Source organism: Psychrobacter immobilis (assembly GCF_904846235.1).
In the GTDB taxonomy this organism is placed as follows: domain Bacteria; phylum Pseudomonadota; class Gammaproteobacteria; order Pseudomonadales; family Moraxellaceae; genus Psychrobacter; species Psychrobacter immobilis_C.
Genome location: NZ_CAJGZN010000008.1, coordinates 49277 through 72859 on the forward strand (window position 1 = coordinate 49277; position 23583 = coordinate 72859).

Annotated in this window: 17 protein-coding genes and 1 pseudogene; 5 read left to right on the plus strand and 13 right to left on the minus strand. The window is 43.6% G+C overall.

All coding sequences use genetic code 11. The features are described 5' to 3' along the window. Positions 1-34: 34 nt before the first annotated feature. The gene (gene recD / locus JMX07_RS07070) at positions 35-2257 is read left to right on the plus strand and encodes an exodeoxyribonuclease V subunit alpha (RefSeq protein WP_201607092.1); all 2223 of its coding nucleotides are present in this window, start codon (positions 35-37) and stop codon (positions 2255-2257) included. Positions 2258-2349: 92 nt separating this feature from the next. On the opposite strand, the gene JMX07_RS07075 is transcribed toward recD, so the two are convergent. Then, on the minus strand, positions 2350-2913 hold the full coding sequence (locus JMX07_RS07075; protein WP_057760160.1) for a hypoxanthine-guanine phosphoribosyltransferase: 564 nt from the start codon (positions 2911-2913) through the stop codon (positions 2350-2352). 102 nt (positions 2914-3015) lie between these two features. Then, positions 3016-3684: a hypothetical protein gene (locus JMX07_RS07080; RefSeq protein ID WP_201607094.1), complete on the minus strand. Its 669-nt coding sequence runs from the start codon at positions 3682-3684 to the stop codon at positions 3016-3018. Positions 3685-3986: 302 nt separating this feature from the next. Here JMX07_RS07080 and JMX07_RS07085 point away from each other — a divergent pair, with 302 nt between their 5' ends. The 3 genes from JMX07_RS07085 to JMX07_RS07095 all read left to right on the plus strand — a co-directional run bounded on the left by JMX07_RS07085 (position 3987) and on the right by JMX07_RS07095 (position 7186). Next, complete coding sequence (locus JMX07_RS07085; protein WP_057760164.1) at positions 3987-5669, plus strand: carbon starvation protein A; 1683 nt, start codon at positions 3987-3989, stop codon at positions 5667-5669. 115 nt (positions 5670-5784) lie between these two features. Then, positions 5785-6096 carry a cory-CC-star protein gene (locus JMX07_RS07090; protein WP_201607096.1) on the plus strand — a complete coding sequence of 104 codons (312 nt, stop codon included), beginning with the start codon at positions 5785-5787 and terminating at the stop codon, positions 6094-6096. A gap of 73 nt (positions 6097-6169) precedes the next feature. After that, positions 6170-7186, plus strand: a complete 1017-nt coding sequence (locus JMX07_RS07095; RefSeq protein WP_201607099.1) for an ArsA family ATPase — start codon at positions 6170-6172, stop codon at positions 7184-7186. Between the two features lie 16 nt (positions 7187-7202). Here JMX07_RS07095 and JMX07_RS07100 read toward each other — a convergent pair whose 3' ends face one another. The 3 genes from JMX07_RS07100 to JMX07_RS07110 all read right to left on the minus strand — a co-directional run bounded on the left by JMX07_RS07100 (position 7203) and on the right by JMX07_RS07110 (position 11721). Next, complete coding sequence (locus JMX07_RS07100) at positions 7203-8873, minus strand: DUF3482 domain-containing protein (protein ID WP_201607102.1); 1671 nt, start codon at positions 8871-8873, stop codon at positions 7203-7205. 251 nt (positions 8874-9124) lie between these two features. Next, complete coding sequence (locus JMX07_RS07105) at positions 9125-10108, minus strand: sterol desaturase family protein (protein ID WP_201607105.1); 984 nt, start codon at positions 10106-10108, stop codon at positions 9125-9127. A 206-nt stretch (positions 10109-10314) separates the two neighbouring features. Then, a complete protein-coding gene (locus tag JMX07_RS07110) occupies positions 10315-11721 on the minus strand; it encodes a DUF2868 domain-containing protein (protein ID WP_201607106.1) in 1407 nt (468 codons plus the stop codon). A gap of 219 nt (positions 11722-11940) precedes the next feature. On the opposite strand from JMX07_RS07110, the gene JMX07_RS07115 reads away from it, so the two are divergent. Then, entirely contained in the window at positions 11941-12732 is a 792-nt protein-coding gene (locus JMX07_RS07115) for an SDR family oxidoreductase (protein WP_265088355.1), read from the plus strand. A gap of 38 nt (positions 12733-12770) precedes the next feature. Here the strand turns inward: JMX07_RS07115 and JMX07_RS07120 are convergent, their stop codons facing one another. From JMX07_RS07120 to acnD, 8 genes and pseudogenes are all read right to left on the minus strand, one after another. Next, entirely contained in the window at positions 12771-14297 is a 1527-nt protein-coding gene (locus JMX07_RS07120) for a bifunctional 2-methylcitrate dehydratase/aconitate hydratase (RefSeq protein ID WP_201607107.1), read from the minus strand. A 154-nt stretch (positions 14298-14451) separates the two neighbouring features. After that, positions 14452-15078 carry a GNAT family N-acetyltransferase gene (locus JMX07_RS07125; RefSeq protein WP_057760177.1) on the minus strand — a complete coding sequence of 209 codons (627 nt, stop codon included), beginning with the start codon at positions 15076-15078 and terminating at the stop codon, positions 14452-14454. 71 nt (positions 15079-15149) lie between these two features. After that, positions 15150-17003 (minus strand): ABC transporter ATP-binding protein, encoded by a 1854-nt coding sequence (locus tag JMX07_RS07130; RefSeq protein WP_227684688.1) that lies wholly within the window; start codon positions 17001-17003, stop codon positions 15150-15152. 38 nt (positions 17004-17041) lie between these two features. Then, positions 17042-18286: a 2-methylaconitate cis-trans isomerase PrpF gene (gene prpF, locus JMX07_RS07135; protein WP_201607109.1), complete on the minus strand. Its 1245-nt coding sequence runs from the start codon at positions 18284-18286 to the stop codon at positions 17042-17044. 11 nt (positions 18287-18297) lie between these two features. Next, the gene (locus JMX07_RS07140) at positions 18298-19977 is read right to left on the minus strand and encodes a hypothetical protein (RefSeq protein ID WP_201607110.1); all 1680 of its coding nucleotides are present in this window, start codon (positions 19975-19977) and stop codon (positions 18298-18300) included. A gap of 32 nt (positions 19978-20009) precedes the next feature. Then, complete coding sequence (locus tag JMX07_RS07145; RefSeq protein ID WP_037025847.1) at positions 20010-20270, minus strand: Txe/YoeB family addiction module toxin; 261 nt, start codon at positions 20268-20270, stop codon at positions 20010-20012. Positions 20271-20383: 113 nt separating this feature from the next. Further along, positions 20384-20632, minus strand: a pseudogene (locus tag JMX07_RS07150) (type II toxin-antitoxin system Phd/YefM family antitoxin); the annotation flags it as partial. Between the two features lie 232 nt (positions 20633-20864). After that, positions 20865-23522: a Fe/S-dependent 2-methylisocitrate dehydratase AcnD gene (acnD, locus tag JMX07_RS07155; RefSeq protein ID WP_227684690.1), complete on the minus strand. Its 2658-nt coding sequence runs from the start codon at positions 23520-23522 to the stop codon at positions 20865-20867. Positions 23523-23583 lie beyond the last annotated feature (61 nt).

Genomic DNA, 23583 nt, shown 5'->3' on the forward strand with positions numbered 1-23583 from the left:
GCAGTTAATCAGATTAAAAAGAGATAAATATACGATGAGTAATGATAACAATAAGAGCAAGTCAGCCATTAGCTTACAAGAGAGCTGGGCTAGTAACATCAGCGATTATATCTTGTTGCGTCGTCAGCAAACACATGTAGCATATGACGCGGTAGATGCAAAGACAAACGATAAAAACAGAAGAATCGATAAGTCAAAAGATAGCGATTTATTTACGGCTCTATTCGTTATTTTAGCGGCTCATTTGGAAGAAGGGCATACTGTATTAACCATTAATGCAGCCGATCATGAAGCTCCCATGCAAGGGCAAATTAATGGGGAAGTGGTCACGTTATACGCATGGCAGCAGCAATTATTGGGGATACTGGCAACACCAATTTTTGCGCTGATTGATACTCAGATGAAAACGCAACTAGACACGCAACCAAACACGCAACTAGACGATGATACTACAACGGAGACATCGCTATTTGTATTACTGGACACTTTGTTTGGTCAGCGAGATTACCTGTGGGCGCAGCTAGCACTTAGTAATCATGAAAAAGAGACGTTGATCAAACGTTTTGATGCGATAACTACGTTATATCAGCGCTTGAAAAATAGCGACTTAAATACTTTCGTCCATTCAATCCATGAGCATGCTTTATTTGCTAATATTAATGCGAACACTGATTGTAATAACTATCAAAATAGCCTAAGCAAAGATAATCAACCAATTATTTATAACATCGCTAAGAATAAAGAAACCCAAGGTTCGAAAATCACATTTTGGCTACACCGCACATGGCAAGCAGAATTTAACTTAGCACAGCATATCAATCATATTTTGAATCAGCAGATAGTGCCTTTAGACATTACCATGCCTGAGAACTTAAATGACCAACAGATAGCTGCTATCAATGTGGCGAACAATAATGCATTTAGTATCATTACTGGTGGCCCAGGGACAGGTAAAACCTACACTGTAGCTCAATTGGTTATCGCGTTACAACAGGCGACAGAGAGTAGGGGGGATGAGTCTGAACATATTAGGTTTAGCACAGACAGTGCTAGTCTAGCATTAGCAGCGCCAACGGGTAAGGCGGCCCAACGTATGCAGGAGTCTCTACAGGCGGCTTTAGACGACGCAAATGTAGAGCTACAGTTGCAAGAGGCAAAAACCATCCATCGTCTGCTAGGTATCGGTCGAACGGGTAGACCGCGCTACGATGCCAACAACCCACTCGGTGAAGATATTATCATCGTTGATGAAGCATCTATGCTCGGAGTTGAGTTAGCCAATTATCTTGTGAGCGCAGTAAAGCCAGGTGCTAGGCTAATACTATTAGGCGATGCTAATCAGTTAGCAGCCGTCGATGCAGGAGCAGTATTGGCTGATCTCTGTCGCATTCCGCTACTGCAACCCATACATGCAGAACTAACCGAGAGCCGCCGATTTAGCGCCGACTCAGGTATCGGTAAACTGGCCACTCAAATTAATAAAGCAGAGACAAATCTTCAAGCTATTTGGCAATTACTAAGGCAAGACGCTGCCTTAAGTTTTCAATATGTTAACATGTTACAAGCAGAGTCCATATCAAATAACAAGATAAAAAATAGCCTAAGCAAAGAAAAAATTATTTCAAAAATCTCCAATAATTACCAATCATACATAAGTAAAATTAGAAATTTGCTAAAGGATCCAATAGAAAAATCCGTGCCAGAATCAGTTAAAAATACTACCACTTCGTTAATGGAAGTATTTAATCAATTTAGAATCCTCACTGCTGGCCACAATGGTGAGTGGGGCGACCACTATATCAATAACTACCTTACTCAATGGCATCTTGCTGAGCTAAAGTTACCGTTGGGTCAAAACACATGGTTCCATGGACGTCCTGTTATGGTGCTACAAAATAACTATGAGCTTGGGCTATTTAATGGGGATATTGGTTTCTGCTTACAAACATCAGATGAAAGGAGCCAATTAGAGGTATTCTTTGAAAATAAGACACAAGGGATAGCTGTTAATTTGCTAAATGAAGAGGTGATAGCCACGGCATATGCAATGACCATTCATAAGTCACAAGGGTCTGAGTTTGATCATGTGGCCATTACTTTCGATAATAGTCATGCAAGATTGCTGAGCAAAGAGCTTATCTATACAGCAGTGACTCGTGCTAAGAAGCAGGTAACGGTATATAGTACCAAGCACGCCTTAGAAAAAGCGGTTCAAACACCAACTGAGCGGCATACAGGTTTGGCATTACAGTTTTAACGATTCATTCAAGTTGTTGTCCGCGCAATAAAAAAGCATCCAATTTGGATGCTTTTTTAGGATTTAACTATTTTAATCAATTAAGTTTAGAATTAAACTTTGTCTTCTTTGATTGCATAGATACCTGGCAGGTGACGCAAGTAACCATGGAAATCCATACCACAACCGTAAACATAACGATCTGCAACATCAATACCCACAAAATCTACGTCAAAATCTGCAACTTTGCGATCATGTTGCTTGTTAAGCAAGACACAAGACTCAAGTGATAGAGGCTTTTCTTTACTTAATTCTTCAACAACTGCTTTTAGAGTAATACCTTCGTCAAAGATGTCGTCGATTAACAATACGTGCTCACCTTCGATACTAACATCAGGCTTGAATTTCCAATCAAGCTCATTAGTACCTTCGTTATCACGATAACGAGTCGCATGGATATAATGCATGCGATGGTAGAACGTAAGGTGTGTCAATAGTTGACCAGCTGGAATCAAGCCGCCGTTCATCACGACCATAACAATTGGGTTTAGACCAGCATAATGTAGATTGAGCTGAGCGGCCAAACGCTCATAAGCAGCAGCTACTTCGATACTGCTGATAAGGCACTCTGAGTTGCGTAAGGTTTTTTCAATTTCTTGGTTACTGATTTGGGTCATCGGGTGCGCCTTTGGTAAAAAGTGCCGCTTATTTTAGCAAATTTTAGTGAATTTGCCCAACGTCATATGACTTTTGGGACAAAATTAATCCAACTTTTGGGGTTATTCTGGCTTTTCTATAATAAATGGACGGTAATAATTGGCCAATCTATTCAATGAGTCATTTGGTAGGTCAGGTAATAGCTTATTAAGTGCCATACTCATGCCTTTATCAATTGCCGATTTGGCAACTGGAACTGACTTACGTTTGATCATGCCTAGCTTTAATGTCTCGGCATAATGACTGATGAAGTGGGTTAACGTTTCTTCGTTCATGGTTTCGAGTGCCGTTTTAAATTTGGCTCTATCTACATGCTCAGGCGTGATAGCAGCAAACCCTTCAGTGATGGTATTGGCATCTTTTTCTGACAGTTTAAAGCCGACACGTTTAACACCTTCATTATCAATAAAGGTTGCATGATCTCTTAGAAAATGAAAACTTGGTAACACGTCTTTGTTGTTTTCTTTACCCAATAAGATATTGAGCAGAGTATCTGTCGCGCGTTCAATCGTTCCAACAATTTTACGCATAGAAGCTTGGCGCTCAGGGTTCGGAATAATCTCTACCAAACCAACCAATAAATTATCAGTAAGATCACGCGCTGTCTGATGCGTAAGAGCATCGCGATAAGGGTAGTACTCTACATTCTCATTTGAAGCAACGACTTGTTCGGCCTCACTGATTAAAGCTTTTAGTTTATCTGAGGGTACGAATCCAAAATAATGTGCCATTGCACTTCCTTTATTTGTTGTTTTTTATGTCTTACTTGCGTTACATTTATCACCAAATCGGTTATTATTCAAACAAAGTTTCAGTCTCAGGCTCATCAAACCAAATGCTGATTAGTGACATGCCCTAGTTATAAGATAAATGACTTTGTTGATTGGTAATAATTTTGCAAATTGCTAGAATTTACCTAAACGATAGATGAGCTGAGTCACTCATCGCACACTAATTTAGCATATTTTTCATATTTTAATTCAAAAAGCTTGAACTTATAAGGCTATTGACTACTTGTCTAGGGAGAGATGAGATGAATAGTGCTATCGTACTACTATTCGCCGTTGCCGCTATGCTTTGCGGCTACGTGTTTTATTCAAAATTTATCGCCACCAAAATTTTAGCATTGGACAACAGCCGTCCTACACCCGCACATACGATGAAAGATGGGATCGATTATGTTCCCACCAATAAGTATGTATTGTGGGGGCATCACTTCACGTCAGTGGCAGGGGCTGCACCAATTATCGGTCCTGCCATTGCGGTTATTTGGGGCTGGGTGCCTGCTATTATTTGGGTAGTGGTAGGTACTATCTTTATGGCTGGTGTACATGATATGTCTGCTATTTGGGCAAGTATGCGTAATAGAGGGCAGTCGATTGGCTCTATCGCTGGTACTGTCATGGGCACACGTGTCCGCAGCTTGATGATGGTTGTTATCTTCTTATTACTACTGATGGTCAATGCTGTATTTGGCGTAGCTATTGCCAATATGATGATCAAGACGCCATCTGCGGTATTGCCAGTTTGGGGTGCCTTAGTGGTTGCCTTTATCATCGGGCAGTGTATCTATCGCTACAATATGAATTTGGTCTGGGTGTCCATTATCGGGGTAACGGCCTTGTACGGGCTTATTTATCTTGGCCCTATGTTCCCGATTGTGTTACCTGAGACCGTTATGGGTTTGCCTGATAACGCGGTATGGATCTTGATTTTGTTCGCCTATGCGGCGATTGCGTCGTTGTTGCCCGTATGGATGCTGCTTCAACCTCGTGATTATATTAATGGCTTACAGTTATTTGTCGGTTTGATTCTATTGTATGCTGCTATTTTTATTGGCACGCCTAATATTGTCGCGCCAGCGGTTAACACTGCATTACCAGCGGATACACCGTCACTTCTACCATTGTTGTTTGTGACAATTGCTTGTGGTGCTATATCAGGTTTCCATGGTTTAGTCGCCACAGGGACTACTTCTAAGCAGATTGATAAAGAAGAAGACGTTCGTTTCGTTGGTTACTTCGGTGCATTGGGTGAAGGTATGCTAGCACTTGGGGCAATCCTTGCAGCAACCGCAGGTTTTGCAACTCTTGGTGACTGGCAAGCGGTCTACCAAAAGTTCGGTGATGGCTCTATCGGTGCTTTCATTGACGGCGGTGCGACCATCTTGAATGCAGGCGTTGGTATCGATATGGTGCTATCACAGACCATGCTTACGGTAATGGCTGCATTGTTTGCTGGTACGACGATGGATACTGGCGTACGTTTACAACGTTATATTTTCCAAGAATTTGGTGAATTTTATAATTTACCCGTATTGAATAAGAGTGTCGTTGCAACGTTACTTGCTGTCGGAAGCTGTTTGTTATTAGCGTTCGGTGCTGGTGGTATCGATGGCGCGGGTGGTATGATTATTTGGCCACTATTTGGTACAACTAACCAGTTAATGGCTGCTTTAACCTTGATGATCGTTACCATTATCTTGTTACGTAAGGGCAAGCCAGTTTGGTACACCTTAGCACCACTTTCATTCTTGTTGGTTATGACTGTCTTTGCACTATTGATTCAGCTCAAAACCTTCTTTACTGATGGTAATTGGCTACTTATTATTATGGATATTATTATCTTAATCGCAACTATTTTAGTGACGTTTGAGAGTTTGTCTGTACTACGCAAAGAGTGGTCACTACATAAAGGTAAAAGCGGTGAGGTTTAAACGTTAAACCATATTGAGTGTCTGTTTAATGAAAAACGCTAGCAGCAATTGCTGGCGTTTTTTGTATCATATAGGCATGATAGATCATAAGAATTAAGTAAAATACGAGTACATTATGGAAAATGAAAACACATCAAATAATATAGAAAATGTTCAATCATTAGAGGACACTCAACCATGGTGGCAACGGTTTAAGAGTGGACTAAATGAGTTTTATCATGCGCCTTATCGTCAGACGATGGCACGCGCGGCACGTGATGAAGAAGATTTTTTTATGTTACTCATGTTTGCTGAGAGCTTGGGTATTGATAATCCCGCCAGCTTTTATACATTAGAGTTGCAACCTCTATTTTTAGAGAACTTTCATGAGTGGCATACACGTATGGGAATGGATAGATGTCCATTTGAACACGTCGGCTGCTGCTAACCGTAGTGGATTGACTATATAAAAAAGTAGCTAAGCATTTATTAGATAATGAGACAAAATACGAGATAACAATATGGCATTACACCCTTTACATGGATTGGTAGAGCAGTTAGAGACACAACCGATTATATTTATCGGCGGCAAAGGTGGTGTAGGGAAGACCACCACAGCAGCAGCTCTAGCCAGCTACTATGCAAGCCAGCAGCAAAAAACCTTAATTGTCTCAACCGATCCGGCACATAGTTTGGGCGATGTATTGAATATACGACTCAATAATGAGAAAACGGTGATATCACCTTATCTAGATGCGATTGAGTTAAATCCTGACGTAATTGTCGATGAACATTTTGCTCAAGTCGAACGTACGATTAAAGCTTATGCCAACCCAGATATGATGCCAAAAATTCGTGAGCATCTGAGGCTATCTAAGTCGGCACCTGGCGCTCAAGAAGCCGCGATGCTCGAATCTATGTGCCACCATTTAGTCGAAGCGGCAGATGCTGGGTATGAACACATCATCTTTGATACCGCACCGACAGGTCATACTTTGCGATTATTGGTATTACCGGAAATGATGGGGGCGTGGACGGATGGGCTGCTTGCACAGCAGCGACGACAGGCCAAACTACGTTCGGTGGCGACGCATTTGGACAGTCACAATCAGAAACAGAGCACGCAAAAGAACGACGTGGCCAATCCATTTGCAGCAAAAAAATCAGATCGCTGGGAGCAAGCTGTATCCGTATTAGAAAAGCGCAAGCAACTGTTCCGTCAAGCAGGGTTGCTACTACATGACCGTACACAAACAGCGATTGTGTTGGTGATGACCGCTGATGTTTTACCATTGGCTGAGACCAACCGCGCTATCGAGCAATTAGAAGACAGTAAGCTCCTGCCAGCAGCAATCATTATCAATCAGTTAATATCAACCACACAGTCGGATGAGTTTTGGCGACGCCGTGCTGAGCGTCAGCAGCATCTGCTGCAGGATATCGAACAAAGCTTTACCAAGTACCCGCTGTATCCGATCTATCTGCAACAGACGGATGTACGTGGTACCGATGCATTGAGTGCATTGCTAAGTGCATAGATAGTTAGCTAGTAATTTATGACTCATGCTTATACAACTGTAGTTTACCTGACAGTGACCATGCCATGTCTGTGCGTAATAACTGAGCTTGTTCGGATTTACCACTGCTGAGCGATGACCATTGTGGTTTACCACGCGCTTTTTTGAGCTCACTTGGTAATTTATGAGCTGGCCATACAGTAATTGGATTATTGTCTTCATCTGCATGGTCACTGTCGTCAGTTAACGACGTTCCAAGACTACTGCCTTTATACAATAACTGAGTGGCATCTGTAGCAGCATGACCACGATGACGTAATGCCGTAAGTAAGTCTAATGCTCGCGTGGCTAATAGCGTCAACGTAGCAGGATCGATATATAAGCGTTTTACCCCAGTAATCCTATCGGCAATACTGCTGGTATTCGATAGCAGCCCTCCTGCGATCCCACCTATTGCGGCACCCAATCCCAGTGTCGTACCTAGGGCTGCTGCATCGATACCTAGTCCTAGAAGCGCACCAGCTGCTGCCCCAGAAGTGGTACGAATGCCGTAGCTTTTGAGAAGTTCAGGGTCGAAAGGGTCTTGTTGATAGGCTTGTAGTTCAAGCGGTGTTGCTGCGACCGCATTGTCATAAAACTTATATAGGTTAAGGAGATTGTGCTGCATCGCACGCTCACTTTGCCTGACCGCTTCTTGCATTTGCTGTAGTACAGGAAGTGGGTCGTCATCTTCATTGATCTCGCGCACAAAGGCAGCAACATTCAATAAAAAATCAGCGATGATGATATTGGCCTCATCATAGAGCTGCGCCCAATCCTCAGTCCGTCGTTGCATCAGCTGCTCAAGCATTTCAGAGTGAGTGAGCATGGTTGCTAGGTTTTTCCATAGGCGCATCTCATCCTCAAACTCAAACGCGACCGAATCGAAACGCGTTGAAATATGCAGATTGCGTCTTGCCAGCATCGTCTGCCAGTCATCGATATTGGCATTCTGGCTATCTGTAAAATTAAAAACAGGCATCACAGGAATCGCAGCCCAAGACAAAATCGCTAGCTCATCTTTATATTTACCCAATACAGGCTCACGAGCATCTACCACGTAGATGGCCATATCGCTTGCCAGCAGCTGACGAATTACCTTGGCTTCTTGACTATAATCGTAGGGCAAGGCATAACTGTCTGAACCTTGAGCAACATCCGCCGCCAAAAACTGTTGCAGACGTTCAATACCATCACGGCGACTGGCAGTGTTGTCCTCTAGCCAATCCATAAGCCCTGAAGCATCTTCCAGACCAGGTGTATCGTATAGTGCAACTAAGACTTCGCCAGTTTGGCTATCTGTCAATTGAGCCTGCTCGACATGCCGTGTGGTCGCAGCTTCGTTTTTGACTTCACCAAAATATACGTCTCGCAATAACGTGCGCAGTATAGAGGTTTTACCCGTATTGGTATGACCGACGACCGCCAATTTAAGCGGTTCACCACTGGTGATGGTTTTTTTTGTCATCTTTGACGCTGGTGCTGTCGTTGCTGATGCTTCGGTTGATACAGGTTGATTATCCTGAGTAGCTATTGACTGAGCTACTGTGTATTTTGATGTATTGTCTGAAGGAGTGCTTGAAACATCAGGGGTCGTCTCATAAGCTTTGTCCGCAAAGAGCCCCACAGGCTTGTTCTTCTCATGATCATTTTTATTGTCGTTATTCATAATATAGTAGCGTCTTATATTTATTTATGGCAGAAACACACAGTAGCCATTTATTGTAAAACAAATCTGATTGGGTATCGATTATGAATGCGTATTGTCCATATCATAGATCGTAATCTACGCATTTTTGATCATGATATAGTCGGTTCAATATACTTTGGATACAAGGAAAAGGAAGACGAATGAAAGCACTACAAATAGTAGGCTAAGCGAGACTGACACCGTATCCAATTTATAGAGAATTGACTATATTAGACAGCACTAGGTGGACGCAGTAGTACTTTTAGCTTTTTCTTGAACCCTTTGGCACGAAAAAACCGCTGCCACATACGGTAAAAGACGCCAAATATCAGGCTGATGATATTGTCATGGCTGGCTTCACCAACCGCACCGTATTTGACAGGATTGTTGATAGTATCTTCTTCTACATAAGTGCCGAACCAACGATCAAAAATAATGAGAACGCCGCCGTAATTTTGGTCAATATATTCGTTATTGGTGCCATGGTGGGCGCGGTGATTGGATGGGGTATCAAAGACATACTCCACCCATTTGGGAAATTTACCAACGGTTTCGGTATGGATAAAGAATTGATAAATCAAATCTAACGCATAGAAGAAAAATACCCAGACAGGATGCACGCCCAACATCATCAGTGGGACAAAGAATAACCACCAACCCGTCACTGAGTACAGCAGGCTTTGACGCATGGCAGTGGATAGATTCATATGGTCATCTGAATGGTGCACGACATGCGCTGACCAAAACCAACTCATACGGTGTGACGCGCGATGGAACCAATAATAGCTAAACTCAACCGCGACGAATATAGGTATGGCGGTAAGCCATGTCACCTCAATAGTAAATAAGCGATATTGATATAACCATAAGCAGATAGGTATGACGATAAGCGCTTGGACAATCAATTCAAACCCTAGATAAGAGCCGCCCAAACTAAAATTGGTCATCGCACGGCGCCAACTAAAGCTTTTACTATTGCCACGCTTGGACTGATACAGCCATTCTGCTAAAAATAACAAGAAAAATGGGCCACCAGCCAGCGGTAGCAGCCACTCCTGCCAATACGCAGGTAGAATGCTTGCCAGCATTGGCTGCCACGACTCTGGCGCAGCCGTTAAGATACTTTGGTTTAACGCCTCTCGGTAACCATCCAATAGTTGACCATACTGACCTAGGGTCATAAGGGGGCTGTCTAAAGAGATATCTGCTGCCATCTTGGGCTCCTAGCCACTATAAAACATCCTTGTCGTCTTGATATGACGTCACAGCTATCAAAAAACTGCTTTAACCGCTGTCATATGAATGACTCTACTCATTGATGATAAATAGAACCACTCATCTATGATATTTATTTATTGTATATCATGCTAGTCATAATGATAAGTTTAAGAAATATTATAGGATTACACCTTAAAATTTATTAAGCATCAATATCAACCAAGCCAATCTTTCGTGCAGAAAGAGCCGTTTGCCACTGTTGATAGCGAACGGCTTGTTTGTCTAATGGCTCATCATCGTTACGTGCGTCATTCAAGTCAGCAGCAGATGCAGATTTGGTATCGCTAAGCAGCTGTACAATAAGACCATCTTTTGCGTGAGCAGCGATTTGATCGAGTTTGCGTAGCGTACCGCGGTCGGGTAATGCGTTGCTATGAATGCCAAGTAAAACTTGCACCGGATGCGCATCTAAGTAGTTTTTAAGCCGTGTCATATCATCACGGTCATCGACGATACCAAAATCCTCAACTTCGCTTGATTGTTCAAAACCATGGTTGCTGCCATCAAGCCCTGACTGCCACCATTCGTCCTGATTTGCAGGGTATTCAAGCAGCGCAACTAACTTTTTGCCCATACTGACCGTCGCTTTTGGGGCGATAGGGGCTAGCGCTTCTATAAAGTCATCAGCATCTACCACGTGCCGCTGCCAAAAGTTTAGGATTTTTTGATAATACGGCTGTTTGATATCCAAACGCATTTTTTTGCGGCGGAACATCAATGCACAGAACGCCCATGCTATCGCTCGCGGTACAATACCGTACATCAGCAAGCTACCGACCAGTAATCCTGCCCATTGCCTTGCAACAGACAGTGGCATGGCTTCAGTGACAAGCCTGCTCTGTGCGATTGCCGTACTGTCTGGCACACCAAATCCTACCATACTCGGTAGCCAGCCTAATACTTGAGTCAAGCTCACCAGTGCCTGATCAGAGAGTAATGTTGACTCCCAGCTAAAGCTATACTGACGTACAACCAGCAAAAATATAATCGCAAGCAGCATACCGGTCAATGTCGCAAGCCATAACTGATGGCTAAACCGTCCCAAATACCAACGCATACCGCTGTGCTGCAACTGGCGCTCATACAGATCGACGGCAGCCTTAGTCACATCATCTTTACCACGTATGAGATAACTCGGACTGACAAAGCTCGCAAACCAACTGGGCGCTTGCTGATCTCGATTGATAAGGGTCATGACGAGCCAGCCACCAAGCATAATGGTATGAAAACCAAGTAGACAGACCAACACGTAAAAGAAATTCACAACATTAGACTGCAATAACGTAAACAACCCCAAAAAACCTGAGATACACCACACCACGCTCATAATGATCATGATGCCCTTTATACGGCCGTCAATCTTACCCAGTACATGCGCAAGCGCCCCGTTACTGTCTATACGTGATGCACGTCGATGCAGTTTTTGTATAGGCGTACCATCCTCGCCCTGTAGCTTTTCTGTTATTAATAACGGGTCAGTGGCAAAAACGTGCTGATCGGTCTCTAAAGCACGTACCAGCTCGGTCAGTTGGTCTTGGGGTGATAGCATAATGCGATAATATCCGTATGAAGGCGTCAATATAAGAGATAGCAATCTAAAAACACGCGTTTTAATCGTTATAGATTATTGTAGCGTATATAGAATGAGGATGACTTGTATTATTTTTACCACAGTAAACGCTCATAATATCGGCCAAAATAAATATACAACACCAAATCTTGTCAAAAAGCGTATTAAAGAGACATATCAAAAAAGGGAAGGTGCCATATGAATAACGAAATGAATAATAAAACCTATCTTATCATCGGTGGAACAGGCGGCATTGGTCAAGCCATGGTGCAGCAGCTAATACAAGGAGCGGCGGCTAATCAAACGGACAGTCAATCTAATCAAAGCCATCGCAGACAAGTCTTCGCCACTTATCATCGCAATGAGCCAAACATTGAAGCAGAAAACCTGCACTGGCTCCCGATGAACGTCAGTGATGAGGACAGCATTAAAAAAGCTGCCGATACCATCAAACAGACAGTCGGTCACGTGGATTGGGTAATCAACTGCGTAGGATTATTGCATACAGAGACAGCGCAGCCAGAAAAGGCCTTGCGACAGATGGAAACGGAGTTCTTTTTGCAAAATATGCAAATCAATGCCCTAGCAAGTTTGCTGATAGCCAAACACATCAAACCATTACTCGCCAAGGCTAATCGCAGCGCCAATCATCCTGCTGTTTTTGCGACCGTATCAGCCCGCGTCGGTAGCATCACTGACAATCAGCTAGGCGGCTGGTATAGCTATAGAATGAGTAAGGCGGCTCTTAATATGGGGATGAAAAACTTAAGTATCGAATGGAGCAGATCACTTAAAGATATGTGCGTGGTGGTCATGCAACCAGGCACTGTCAACACTCAGCTGTCCGCGCCGTTTCAAGGCAATGTCGCTGATGGACATCTGTTCTCGCCAGCGTATAGCGCGGAGTGCTTATTGGAAGTGCTCTCAGGTATGACTGCTACCCAGTCAGGCAGTTTTGTCGATTGGGCTGGAGAGTCAATACCTTGGTAGCCGTTAAACTGACGCTAGCGTACTAGTAAGCCATCAATCTAATACGCTTCAAACAGTGACATAAACTCATTCACAGGCGTCTGCTCCAGTTTTTCTTGATCGTCGCACAACTCAATGATCTGCTGACAGCGACTTTCAATAAAGCGAGTGGCCAGACTGGCGCGGAATTTAGCTTCCAGCACAGGGATGCCCTCAGCGCGGCGGCGTTTATGGCCAATAGGATACTCTACAGCCACTTTTTCTGTACTGCTGCCATCGTTAAAAAATACTTGAATGGCGTTGGCAATAGAACGCTTACTTGGGTCATGATAATCTTTTGAATACTGCGCGTTTTCTTCTACAAACATCTTGCTGCGTAGCTCATCGATTGACAAATGCTGTTCGTGATAGTCATCCTCGTAGTTCTCTGCCATCAGATCGCCTGTCAACAACGGCACAGCCACCATATACTGTAAGCAATGATCTCGATCGGCTGGATTGGCAAGGGCGCCTTCTTTTGAGATGATGCGAATCGCTGAGTCATGGGTGGTCAGGACGATTTTTTCGATATCGTCAATTCTGTCTTTGATGTGTGGGTGTAGAATGACCGCGGCTTCACAAGCGGTCTGAGCATGAAACTCAGCCGGAAAGCTTATTTTAAATAAGATATTTTCCATCACGTAACTACCAAAATCCCGCTGGAATTTAAAGCGACGATCGCCTTCAGGCTTGGTCGCTAGATCCTTATTGGTATGACTAAATAGCACATCATAGAATCCCCACTGCGGTGCGGTTAATGCGCCAGGAATACCCATTTCACCGCGCGCCGTTATATCTACCAGACGTACCGCACGACTGGTTGCATCACCTGCCGCCCATGATTTTCGGCTGCCAGCATTGGGTGCATGCCGATAGGTGCGCAGTGCCTGACCATCGACGATGGCTTGTGAAATCGCTGCCATGATGCGCTCACGTGGCAGCTGATAAAGTTTTGCGACGATGGCAGTTGATGCTAACTTGACCAAAAATACATGATCGAGCCCCACACGATTGAATGAGTTTTCGAGTGCCAGTATACCTTGAATCTCATGTGCCATGATCATGGCTTCAAGCACTGCTCTCATGGTCAATGGTGCTTGTCCTTGGCTGATATTTTTCTGACTAATATAGTCGGCGACCGCCAAGATACCACCCAAGTTATCAGAAGGATGGCCCCATTCTGCAGCAAGCCACGTATCGTTATAGTCAAGCCAGCGCACCATGCAGCCAATATCAAAAGCGGCTTTGATGGGGTCTAGTCTATAGAAGGTGCCAGGGACGCGAGCGCCATGCGGCGTTATTTGATCGGGGCAATCAGGCCCCAAGTGCTTGGTGCACTCAGGGAAGCGCAGCGCCAATAGACCGCAGCCAAGTGTGTCCATCAGACAGTGGCGTGCAGTATTCCACGCATCAGTAGGGTTTGGGGACTGCTCGTCTATTGAATAGTTGAGAACGTAATCGGCAATTTTTTGAATTTCATCGTCATATTCTGGACGGACGTTACTCTCTACCGTCACATCATTTTTATTTGAATTAGTATTTGACATGGTTGGTTCCTCATCCTGAGTGTGCTACTTCCTTGACTGAGACTGAGCTGATTATCTCAGCCATCCTTTTAAAGGAATCATCATTTAAAAGTAGCATACTCAATATGGAACAACCAATTTGAATTATGTTAAGAATTAATACCTTACAAGCGGTCTAAATCATTAAGTACAACAGACCTAAAACAAACAAAGCGGCCATGATAAACAGCAGGAAACTTAAAACTTTGGTCGTAGTTGACGCAGTATCCGTACTCTCTTTTTTGATTTTGTTTTTCTTAGCAACGTATAGCACCATTTTTACATGTTCGATATTGTCCTCGAGGTAGTGCTCGCCTTCAGGCACAAAACCTAACGACTCATAAAAACTAAGTAAGTAAACCTGTGCCGAGATGATAATCGGACGCTTTTTACCGTACTTTTTTCGGCACTGTGCAATAGCCTGATTCATCATTTGCCGTGCTAGACCATCACCTCTATGCTCCGATAGTACAAGCACTCTACCGATGGCAGGCATCGCGGTGTGGTTGGTCTTAATCGCAGGATCAGCTACTGATAGGTTGGATTTTAGCTTATTAAACTCAGGTGGAATGATACGGCAATAGCCAACCAATGCTGCATTTTGATGAGCGATTAGGTGCAAACAATCAAAATCAACTTCATCCATATCTTGATAGGCACAGTTTTGTTCGACGACAAACACTTGCGAGCGCGCCTTTAAAATATGATAAAGATCAACTGAGGTCAGCTCGTCAAAGGTTTTTAAAGAAAATTCACAAGTCATAGTGGGCTAGCTTCTGGCAATAGGCAGTAAAAGATTGGCATTATAACGATTTAGGCAGTCATTAACCATTCCTAACCGTTTAGGGTCTGGCTGATTTTATCTAAGTTTAGGCTATCAGACATAGCGCTAAAGATTTCAAAGTATTTGCCGCGTTGAGCATAAAGTACCTCATGTGTACCTGTCTCAACCACTTCGCCATTTTCTATCACTACGAGATCGTCGGCATCGATAATTTGAGCGATATTGTGCGAGACCATAATAACGGTACGGTCTTTTTTGATCAGATCTAGGCTTTTTTTGACCTGTTGGCTGGCAATGGCATCGAGGCTGGCTGTCGGCTCGTCCAAAAACACAATAGGTGGGTCTTTTAAAAACATCCTTGCCAGCGCAATCCGCTGCTGCTGACCGCCTGACAAGGACTTGGCAGTGCTCTCATAGCCATCAGCTAACCCTATGATCTGCTCGTGGATAGAGGCTTTTTTTGCAGCCACGATGATGTCATCTTCGCTGGCATTCATATCCCCATAGCGGATGTTTTCACTAATCGTACCCGAAAAAATATGATTGCTCTGTAGTACTAGGCCGATGCGCTGACGCAATTCGTGGGTATCACAGTCAGCCAAATCATGCCCATCTAGACAAATCGTACCAGCGTCTGGCGCGTAAAACTTGACTAATAGATTGATAATCGTGCTCTTGCCAGCGCCAGAAAGGCCAACCAACGCGGTGATACGATTGGGCTTGATAGTGAAGCTGACGTTTTTTAGCGCTTGCGTTCCATTAGGATAGGTAAAATCAACGTTTTTAAGCTCGATATGACCTTTGAGGTTTTCGCTACTGATGCCATCGATGTTTTCGACTTGTTTATCGTCTTCTAAAATATCGAAAAAACCTTCGGCATAGGTCAATGCATTATTAATCTGGTCGTAGATGCGGTGTAATTGACGGATAGGAGCGGCGACATTTTGAAATAGCATGACATGAAATAAAATCATGCCAATGGTCATCTCACCTTGTAGCACAAAATAAGCGGTGAGAAGGATGATAACCACCACACCAATCTGCTCGATAAAGGTTTTGATGGCATCATAAATAAAGCCAATACTACGAATGCGTAATTGGTTGTCAGTCATTTCTTTTTGAATGGCTAGGTGTTTCTCAGCCTCGATAGATTCACGGACAAAGGATTTCACCACGCTGATCGAATTAATCAAAGAGATCACCAAACCGCTTTTTGCTTCTCGAAACCCGCGCATCTGCCGACGAAAACCTTGCAGACGGCGTGCTTGTTTTTGGCTGATAAAGAAGTAAATGGGTATGATAATAAGACCCACCATGCCAACCCAAAAATTGGTCGAAAACATGATGATAAGTGCCACGATTGCGTTGGCAAATAGCGGTAGCATGTCGATAAAGAAGTTTTGCACTAGGCTGGTTAAACTGCTGACCCCGTAATCAATACGGGTTTGCAGTTTGCCACTGTCATTTTCCCTACTGGTATAAAACGCCATCCGATAGGTAAGGATGCGCTCAATGATTTTTTGAGACAGGTCGCGAGACAAGTTGATACGAATTTTTTCACCAAAAAAACGCTGACCAAAAGAGATGAATATCGACAGTATCTCTTTGGTCAGGAGGACCGCACTAATAATCCCTAGCATGCGCAGACCAGCCTGCCATGGATCAGCAAGCGTGGAAATTTCGGTCAAGGTATCGACGGTATAACGTAGTACAAACGCATTAACCTGAGCGGTAAAGGAGCCTAGGACGGTCAGCACTAAGGTAGCAATGATAAGTACGCGGTAAGGTTTAGCAAATACCGCCAGTTTTTTTAGAATATCCCACAGTAGCGCCCGCCGTTCTTTTTTTTCGACGGGAGGCTTTTTATCTAGCTGTACACGGCGGGGTTGGGGAGATGTTGGCATAAAACTCTATCGCAAATTAAAATACGCCATAACTACGCTTAAAACGCATCCGCTGGCACAAAAACTTCACCAACCATGATACGCCTTGCTGAGCGGCTCATCGATACTTTTTTGGCTTGCCAGCGTCCATCGACCAGTTCAGTCTTACCACCTACGAGTAATGTACCTGATGGATGGCCAAAACGTACCTCTGTCAGCTCGCCAGCGCCTGCTGCTTGATTGACGAGTGTGCCTTGTGTGGTTGCCGCAGCGGCGATAGCAACTGCTGCTGTACCCATCATGGCGTGATGCAATTGACCCATACTCATGGCACGTACGACTAAGTCAATCTCTTCTGCATCGACCGACTTACCACTAGAGGCGGTATAGCTCTGTGCTGCACCTACCCAAGCGACCTTAGGAATATGCTGGCTGGTCTGTGCCTCGCTCACGTCTTTGAATAATCCCATCGCAACGCCGCCTGTGGCACGGATTTTCTCAAGTTTGGCAAGTAGCTCACCATCGCTATTGATGTCGCCTTGTAATTCAGTACCCGTAAAGCCTAAATCTTCTGCTTTCATAAAGATGGTTGGGATACCTGCGCTAATGAAAGTAGCTTTGACGCTATCAGCCTCTAGACCGCAGCCTGACACATCAAAGTCATCGACCAAGTTACCAGTAGGGAACATGTCGCTGGTGGCATCTACAGGATCGATAAACTCAATTTTGACTTCAGCCGCTGGGAAGGTTACACCATCTAATTCAAAGTTGCCCGTCTCTTGAACTTGTACTTTATCATTCGCGTCTTTATAGACTGGAACATGCGCAATAATCGTTTTACCGATATTTTCTTGCCAAATGCGCACTTCACAAATACCGCTATCTGCATTGTCATCGATGCTATGAGCAATTTTGTCAGCATCGACCAGACCCATATTAATGGCGCAAGCACCAACCGCTGCGGTTAAGTTGCCACAGTTACCCGCCCAATCAATCATAGGCTTGGCGATATTAACTTGTCCGAACAGATAATTCACATCATGGTCTGGTCTGTCAGAGGTTGATAAAATAACCGTCTTTGAGGTACTAGAGCTACCATTGCCGAGACCATCGATTTGCTTGCCGTAAGGATCTGGGCTGCCGATGACCCGTAATAGGAAGTTATCACGTGACTTGCCAGTGACTTGGCAACGCTCAGGTAAATCAGATAACTTAAAGAACGTACCTTTGGAGGTACCACCGCGCATATAGGTAGCAGGAACGGATATTTGCGTGGCGAAAGAGAGTTTTGATTGGGAAGTCATTTTTATTCCTTTTATTGATCTTTTTTACTTACTTTAAATAATAACCCGACAGGTGATTTTTTAACCGCTTCATCCTCAGCTGAAATGTCTTTATATGTTTTTGGTATGTCTTTTAGCTTAGGTGGATCTAGAAATTGACCTGCTATAATTGCACCCATTCCCCATGACTCAGTTCCAGTTAAAGCTGCTGCTACTTCAATTCCTCCCATCACAACCCATGAACCGATATCGTGACCTGCAAACTTCCATTTTTTTTGTCTAAGTTCTTCTAGCTTTTTTCTATGCATACTTAAAGAATTATCGATATTCTTATGCAATTGATCACGAGTTGCATTGAAATTCGCTGGGTTGGTTTCAATAAGCTCATGAATACTATCACCCAATATATCTCGTATCTCAGACAAAGCATCTTGCTTTCTTAACTCTATCAATGATTCCGGCGGTATATTTCCAATCCAAGGCATATCAGTATGAGATAAATCGTTTAAGCCTTTTAGAATGTGCAAGCCATCAATTGAATAATGATTTTCAGCTCTAACAGCATCGTACTTTAGTTTCCAGTCAAAGTACTGCCAAGATGTTGGAGCTTCGATTATAGGTACTCCTGAAAGTTGACTAGATTTGATCAATAGCTCATTACTAATCGCCATTCTACTAAATATTTGAGAGTGAAGGATTTCGCCAGGAGTTATACTCTCAACAATGCTTGTAGGTAATGTATCTCTATACTTACTAAAATTATCCTTAAAAGAACCGTTCCAATCAGTATCGAAAAGAATAAGGTCTTTCTGTTTGATATAGTTTTCTAGTTTCTCTATGGTATCCAAACTCTTGGAGAATTCTGCAAGGTCTTCTTGATTATCGAAATTAAAATCAAATATTTCTTGAGCATGAATTAGTGTATCAGCTTGTCCTAATGTTCTAATTACCTCTCTTCCATCATCTTCAAGATTTTGCATATCTGGTAAAATAGCAACTATAGGATATATTAAATCTATACATGCTAGTTCTTTGTATTTCAGAACATTTAAACCATGTTTGATAAAATAATACACCCTAGTTGAATTGTCAGAAGTTTCGAATACATACTTAGATCGTACGAAAGGATCTGGTAAAACAAGGGTATCTGTGTAAATGCCACATTTGGAAGCTATATTTTCGTTATATGAGGGAAATAGATCACCACCGTATATTCCATTCAAATTATCAATACTATCCTCCAGATGCCAACAACCAACATCACCAATATTTTTCCAGAATTCATATATATTATTAGTAAAGTCATTGATCTGTGGTGCTACATTGTTGATAAGTTGATCATTGGATGAGTAAAACGAAGCCACTTGATGTGCATTTACATTTTCTTCAATCATTTTATTGAAAATAGGCTTAAACCAATTTTCTATTATTTGGAAATAAGTATTTTGAATATCGAATAATGAAAATTGCTTTTTTAGTTTATCTCTTTCATCGAAATGACTTATCATTAACGCCATAGATCTTATACGACTGTCAACAGTATCTAGTAAAATGTCACCATTCTCTGAATATTGGATATTCGCAATACTGTTTTGGAAACCGTCAACTAAATGAGGAGCAATTTTAATCTTACCATCGTTTAGTTTTTTCCTAAGTACATCTAGTCTAGCTTTTAAATTACTCTCATAATCTTCTTTGCTATGATCATTCATATTTATGCTACTCTTTAAACATTTTGAGCTTATCAATAATGATAGCGACAAGAGATAATCGTCAGATAATTATCATCGACGGCATATACCAATCGATTGGCGTCATCGATGCGTCTTGACCAAAATCCAGATAGATTTTCTTTTAGGGGTTCAGGTTTGCCAATGCCTTCAAACGGATTTCGCTTACATTCGGTGATGAGTTTGTTAATACGTTTGAGTGTTTTTTTGTCTTGTGTTTGCCAGTACAGGTAGTCTTTCCACGCAGCGTCTGTCCATGCTAGTTGTTCACTCATTGTTAGACCCTTTGTATTGATTAAAGCCTTTGAGTTCAAGCACTTTCAATATCGCCATCCGTATGCTCATTATTATCGCTGCTACCATCACCTTTATCACTATCTTCTGCTGTATCTATTAGCTCACGCGTAACCGTCTTGCCAGCTTTGTACTGGGCAATAGAGTCCGCTAAGTGCGCCGCATTGGCAGGAGATTTTAATAAATAAACGGTTTCCATCAGGCTATTGTAATAGTCTAGCGACATCACAACCGCATCATCGGCGTCACGGCGGGTTACGATAGTGGCGTTGGCATCATCGTTTACCGTATCTAGGACGGATTTTAGGTGCTTTCTGGCTTCTGAAAAACTAACGACTCTCATAGCTTACTCCTTTTATGACACTCTGCATAACTTGTACAATATATAGTACATATTACGCCATTGGTGAAGTAAACTCAATATTTAGCTACTATCTAACTAATACTTAGGAGTAAGTGACAAAACTCAGTGTATAGAACGCAAAAGCAAATAAAAGCCGATGTCATATAAAGTTATACAACATCGGCGATTTTTATACTTTACTGCTTATCACGCTGAAACCTACAGGATAGCCTTAGACGATATCAAGCGTACCTTCGATAAACTCTTTAGCAAAGCGTTGTAGCATACCGCCAGCATTGTACATTTTCACTTCATCAGCCGTATCTAAGCGGCAGATAATAGGCGTCTCAGTAATACTACCATCGGCACGATGAATTACTAAGGTCATCAATCCGCCGGCCGAGACTTCACCTGTGACATCAAAGGTTTCCGTGCCATCGATATTTAGCGTGTGGCGAGTCACGCCTTCCTCGAACTGTAGCGGCAGCGCGCCCATGCCCACTAAGTTTTGACGATGGATACGCTCAAAATCTTCAGCGACAACGGCTTCCACACCAGCGAGACGGACGCCTTTGGCCGCCCAGTCACGGCTTGAGCCTTGACCATAGCCATCACCTGCGATGATGATCAGCGGCTGCTCACGGTTCATGTAGGTTTCAATCGCTTCCCACATGCGCATGACTTGACCTTCTGGCTCAACACGCGCCAGTGAGCCTTGGATAACTTCACCATCTTCATCGCGTACCATCTCGTTCAATAGTTTAGGGTTGGCAAAGGTGGCACGTTGCGCGGTTAAATGGTCGCCGCGATGGGTCGCGTATGAGTTGTAGTCCTCAGCAGGCAAGCCCATAGTGTCCAAATACTCGCCAGCTGCGGACGTACCAAGAATAGCATTTGATGGCGACATATGATCGGTTGTGATGTTATCACCTAATACGGCAAGCGGACGCATACCTTTTAGTTTGTTCATCGCTGCCATTTGACCTTCCCAATACGGCGGACGGCGAATATATGTGGTCATTTCACGCCAGTCATACAATGGGCTTAACGCTTTGCCCGTATCTTTTTTGGCCTCATCAAACATTGGGATATATACGGCATTAAACTGCTCAGGCTTAACAGCAGAAGCAACAATGGCATCCACTTCTTCATCATCAAACCAGATGTCTTTTAGATACACATCATTGCCGTCTTGGTCTTTGCCCAATGAGTCTTTTTCGATATCAAAACGAATGTTACCAGCGATGGCATAAGCGATAACCAGTGGCGGCGATGCCAAAAATGCTTGCTTGGCGTATGGGTGAATACGACCGTCGAAGTTACGGTTACCAGATAGCACTGCCGTGGTGAACAAATCATTGTCGATGATTTCTTTTTCGATGTCAGGATCAAGTGCACCGCTCATGCCGTTACACGTCGTACAGGCAAAGCCAACCACGTCAAAGCCAATCTCTTGCAACTCTGGCATCAGGCCTGCTTCTTCTAAGTACATCTTGACCGTTTTTGATCCGGGTGCGAGTGACGATTTTACCCAAGGCTTGCGTAATAGTCCCTTGGCATTGGCGTTACGAGCGACAAGACCTGCGGCCACCATGTTGCGAGGGTTTGATGTATTGGTACAGCTGGTAATAGCAGCGATAATAACCGCGCCATCCGGCATCAGACCGTCTTTTGGTTCAGGTAGCTTTTGATCAGGCGCGTGGGCGATGCCTTTGGCTACCAAATCCGTAGTTGATACACGGGCATGTGGACGCGACGGACCTGCCATATTACGACCAACTGATGACAAATCAAACTCAAGGACGCGTGCGTATTCGGCTTTTTCCATACCGTCAGCCCACAGGCCCGTTTGTTTGGCATACTGCTCAACCAGTTTAATCTGTTCCTCAGAGCGACCCGTCAGACGCAGATAGTCAATGGTTTGCTCATCGATATAGAACATCGCAGCAGTTGCGCCATATTCAGGCGTCATGTTTGAGATAGAGGCGCGGTCACCGACACTTAGCTGGCGTGCACCGTCACCGAAGAATTCGATATAAGTAGAGACCACGCCTGCATCACGTAAAAATTCCGTCATCGCCAGTACGAGATCCGTACCAGTAATGCCTTTTTGCAGTTTGCCTGTTAATTTGACCCCAACGTAATCAGGTAGGCGCATATAAGAGGGGTTACCTAGCATGACGCTTTCGGCTTCTAGACCGCCCACACCGATTGAGATCACACCTAGGGCATCGACCATCGGCGTGTGACTATCCGTACCGACCAACGTATCGGCAAACGCGACTTCTTCACCCGCTTTATTGTGTACGACTTGTACAACAGGTGACATTTTCTCTAGGTTAATCTGATGCATGATGCCGTTACCAGGCGGTACGACGTTGACATTGTCAAAGGCATACTGGCACCAGTTGATAAAGTGAAAACGGTCATCGTTGCGGCGCTCTTCAATCGCACGGTTCTTCTCAAAGGCGTCGTCTTCGAAGCCTGCGTGCTCAACGGCCAATGAATGGTCAACAATAAGCTGAGTGGGCACGATAGGGTTTACCTTGGACGGATCACCGCCTTGCTCAGCGATAGCATCACGCAAACCTGCCAAATCAACAAAGGCCGTCTGACCCAATATATCATGACAAACGACGCGGGCAGGGTACCACGGAAAATCAAGATCTTGCTTGCCTTCGATATGCTGCTTTAGTGCTGCCGTTAAATCCTCAGGTGGGCAACGGCGCACAAGGTTTTCGCACAATACTTTTGAGCAGAATGGTAGCTTGTCATAAGCACCCGCTTCGATACTCTCGACAGCTTCGCGGGTGTCGAAGTAGTAAAGGTCAGTATCAGGAAGTGGTTTTTTGAATTTGTCATTCATGGGTTGTACTAGGGCGTTGTCCATAAGTCACCTTTGGCGGTTGGCTAATTATAATAAGTAGTTAAGCGTTGATACTGGGTAAAAA

What these genes read in the sequence shown, in the direction of transcription:
- recD (WP_201607092.1), top strand. Translation starts at nt 35, where the DNA reads ATGAGTAATGATAACAATAAGAGCAAGTCAGCCATTAGCTTACAAGAG.
- JMX07_RS07075 (WP_057760160.1), bottom strand. Translation starts at nt 2,913, where the DNA reads ATGACCCAAATCAGTAACCAAGAAATTGAAAAAACCTTACGCAACTCA.
- JMX07_RS07080 (WP_201607094.1), bottom strand. Translation starts at nt 3,684, where the DNA reads ATGGCACATTATTTTGGATTCGTACCCTCAGATAAACTAAAAGCTTTA.
- JMX07_RS07085 (WP_057760164.1), top strand. Translation starts at nt 3,987, where the DNA reads ATGAATAGTGCTATCGTACTACTATTCGCCGTTGCCGCTATGCTTTGC.
- JMX07_RS07090 (WP_201607096.1), top strand. Translation starts at nt 5,785, where the DNA reads ATGGAAAATGAAAACACATCAAATAATATAGAAAATGTTCAATCATTA.
- JMX07_RS07095 (WP_201607099.1), top strand. Translation starts at nt 6,170, where the DNA reads ATGGCATTACACCCTTTACATGGATTGGTAGAGCAGTTAGAGACACAA.
- JMX07_RS07100 (WP_201607102.1), bottom strand. Translation starts at nt 8,873, where the DNA reads ATGAATAACGACAATAAAAATGATCATGAGAAGAACAAGCCTGTGGGG.
- JMX07_RS07105 (WP_201607105.1), bottom strand. Translation starts at nt 10,108, where the DNA reads ATGGCAGCAGATATCTCTTTAGACAGCCCCCTTATGACCCTAGGTCAG.
- JMX07_RS07110 (WP_201607106.1), bottom strand. Translation starts at nt 11,721, where the DNA reads ATGCTATCACCCCAAGACCAACTGACCGAGCTGGTACGTGCTTTAGAG.
- JMX07_RS07115 (WP_265088355.1), top strand. Translation starts at nt 11,941, where the DNA reads ATGAATAACGAAATGAATAATAAAACCTATCTTATCATCGGTGGAACA.
- JMX07_RS07120 (WP_201607107.1), bottom strand. Translation starts at nt 14,297, where the DNA reads ATGTCAAATACTAATTCAAATAAAAATGATGTGACGGTAGAGAGTAAC.
- JMX07_RS07125 (WP_057760177.1), bottom strand. Translation starts at nt 15,078, where the DNA reads ATGACTTGTGAATTTTCTTTAAAAACCTTTGACGAGCTGACCTCAGTT.
- JMX07_RS07130 (WP_227684688.1), bottom strand. Translation starts at nt 17,003, where the DNA reads ATGCCAACATCTCCCCAACCCCGCCGTGTACAGCTAGATAAAAAGCCT.
- prpF (WP_201607109.1), bottom strand. Translation starts at nt 18,286, where the DNA reads ATGACTTCCCAATCAAAACTCTCTTTCGCCACGCAAATATCCGTTCCT.
- JMX07_RS07140 (WP_201607110.1), bottom strand. Translation starts at nt 19,977, where the DNA reads ATGAATGATCATAGCAAAGAAGATTATGAGAGTAATTTAAAAGCTAGA.
- JMX07_RS07145 (WP_037025847.1), bottom strand. Translation starts at nt 20,270, where the DNA reads ATGAGTGAACAACTAGCATGGACAGACGCTGCGTGGAAAGACTACCTG.
- acnD (WP_227684690.1), bottom strand. Translation starts at nt 23,522, where the DNA reads ATGGACAACGCCCTAGTACAACCCATGAATGACAAATTCAAAAAACCA.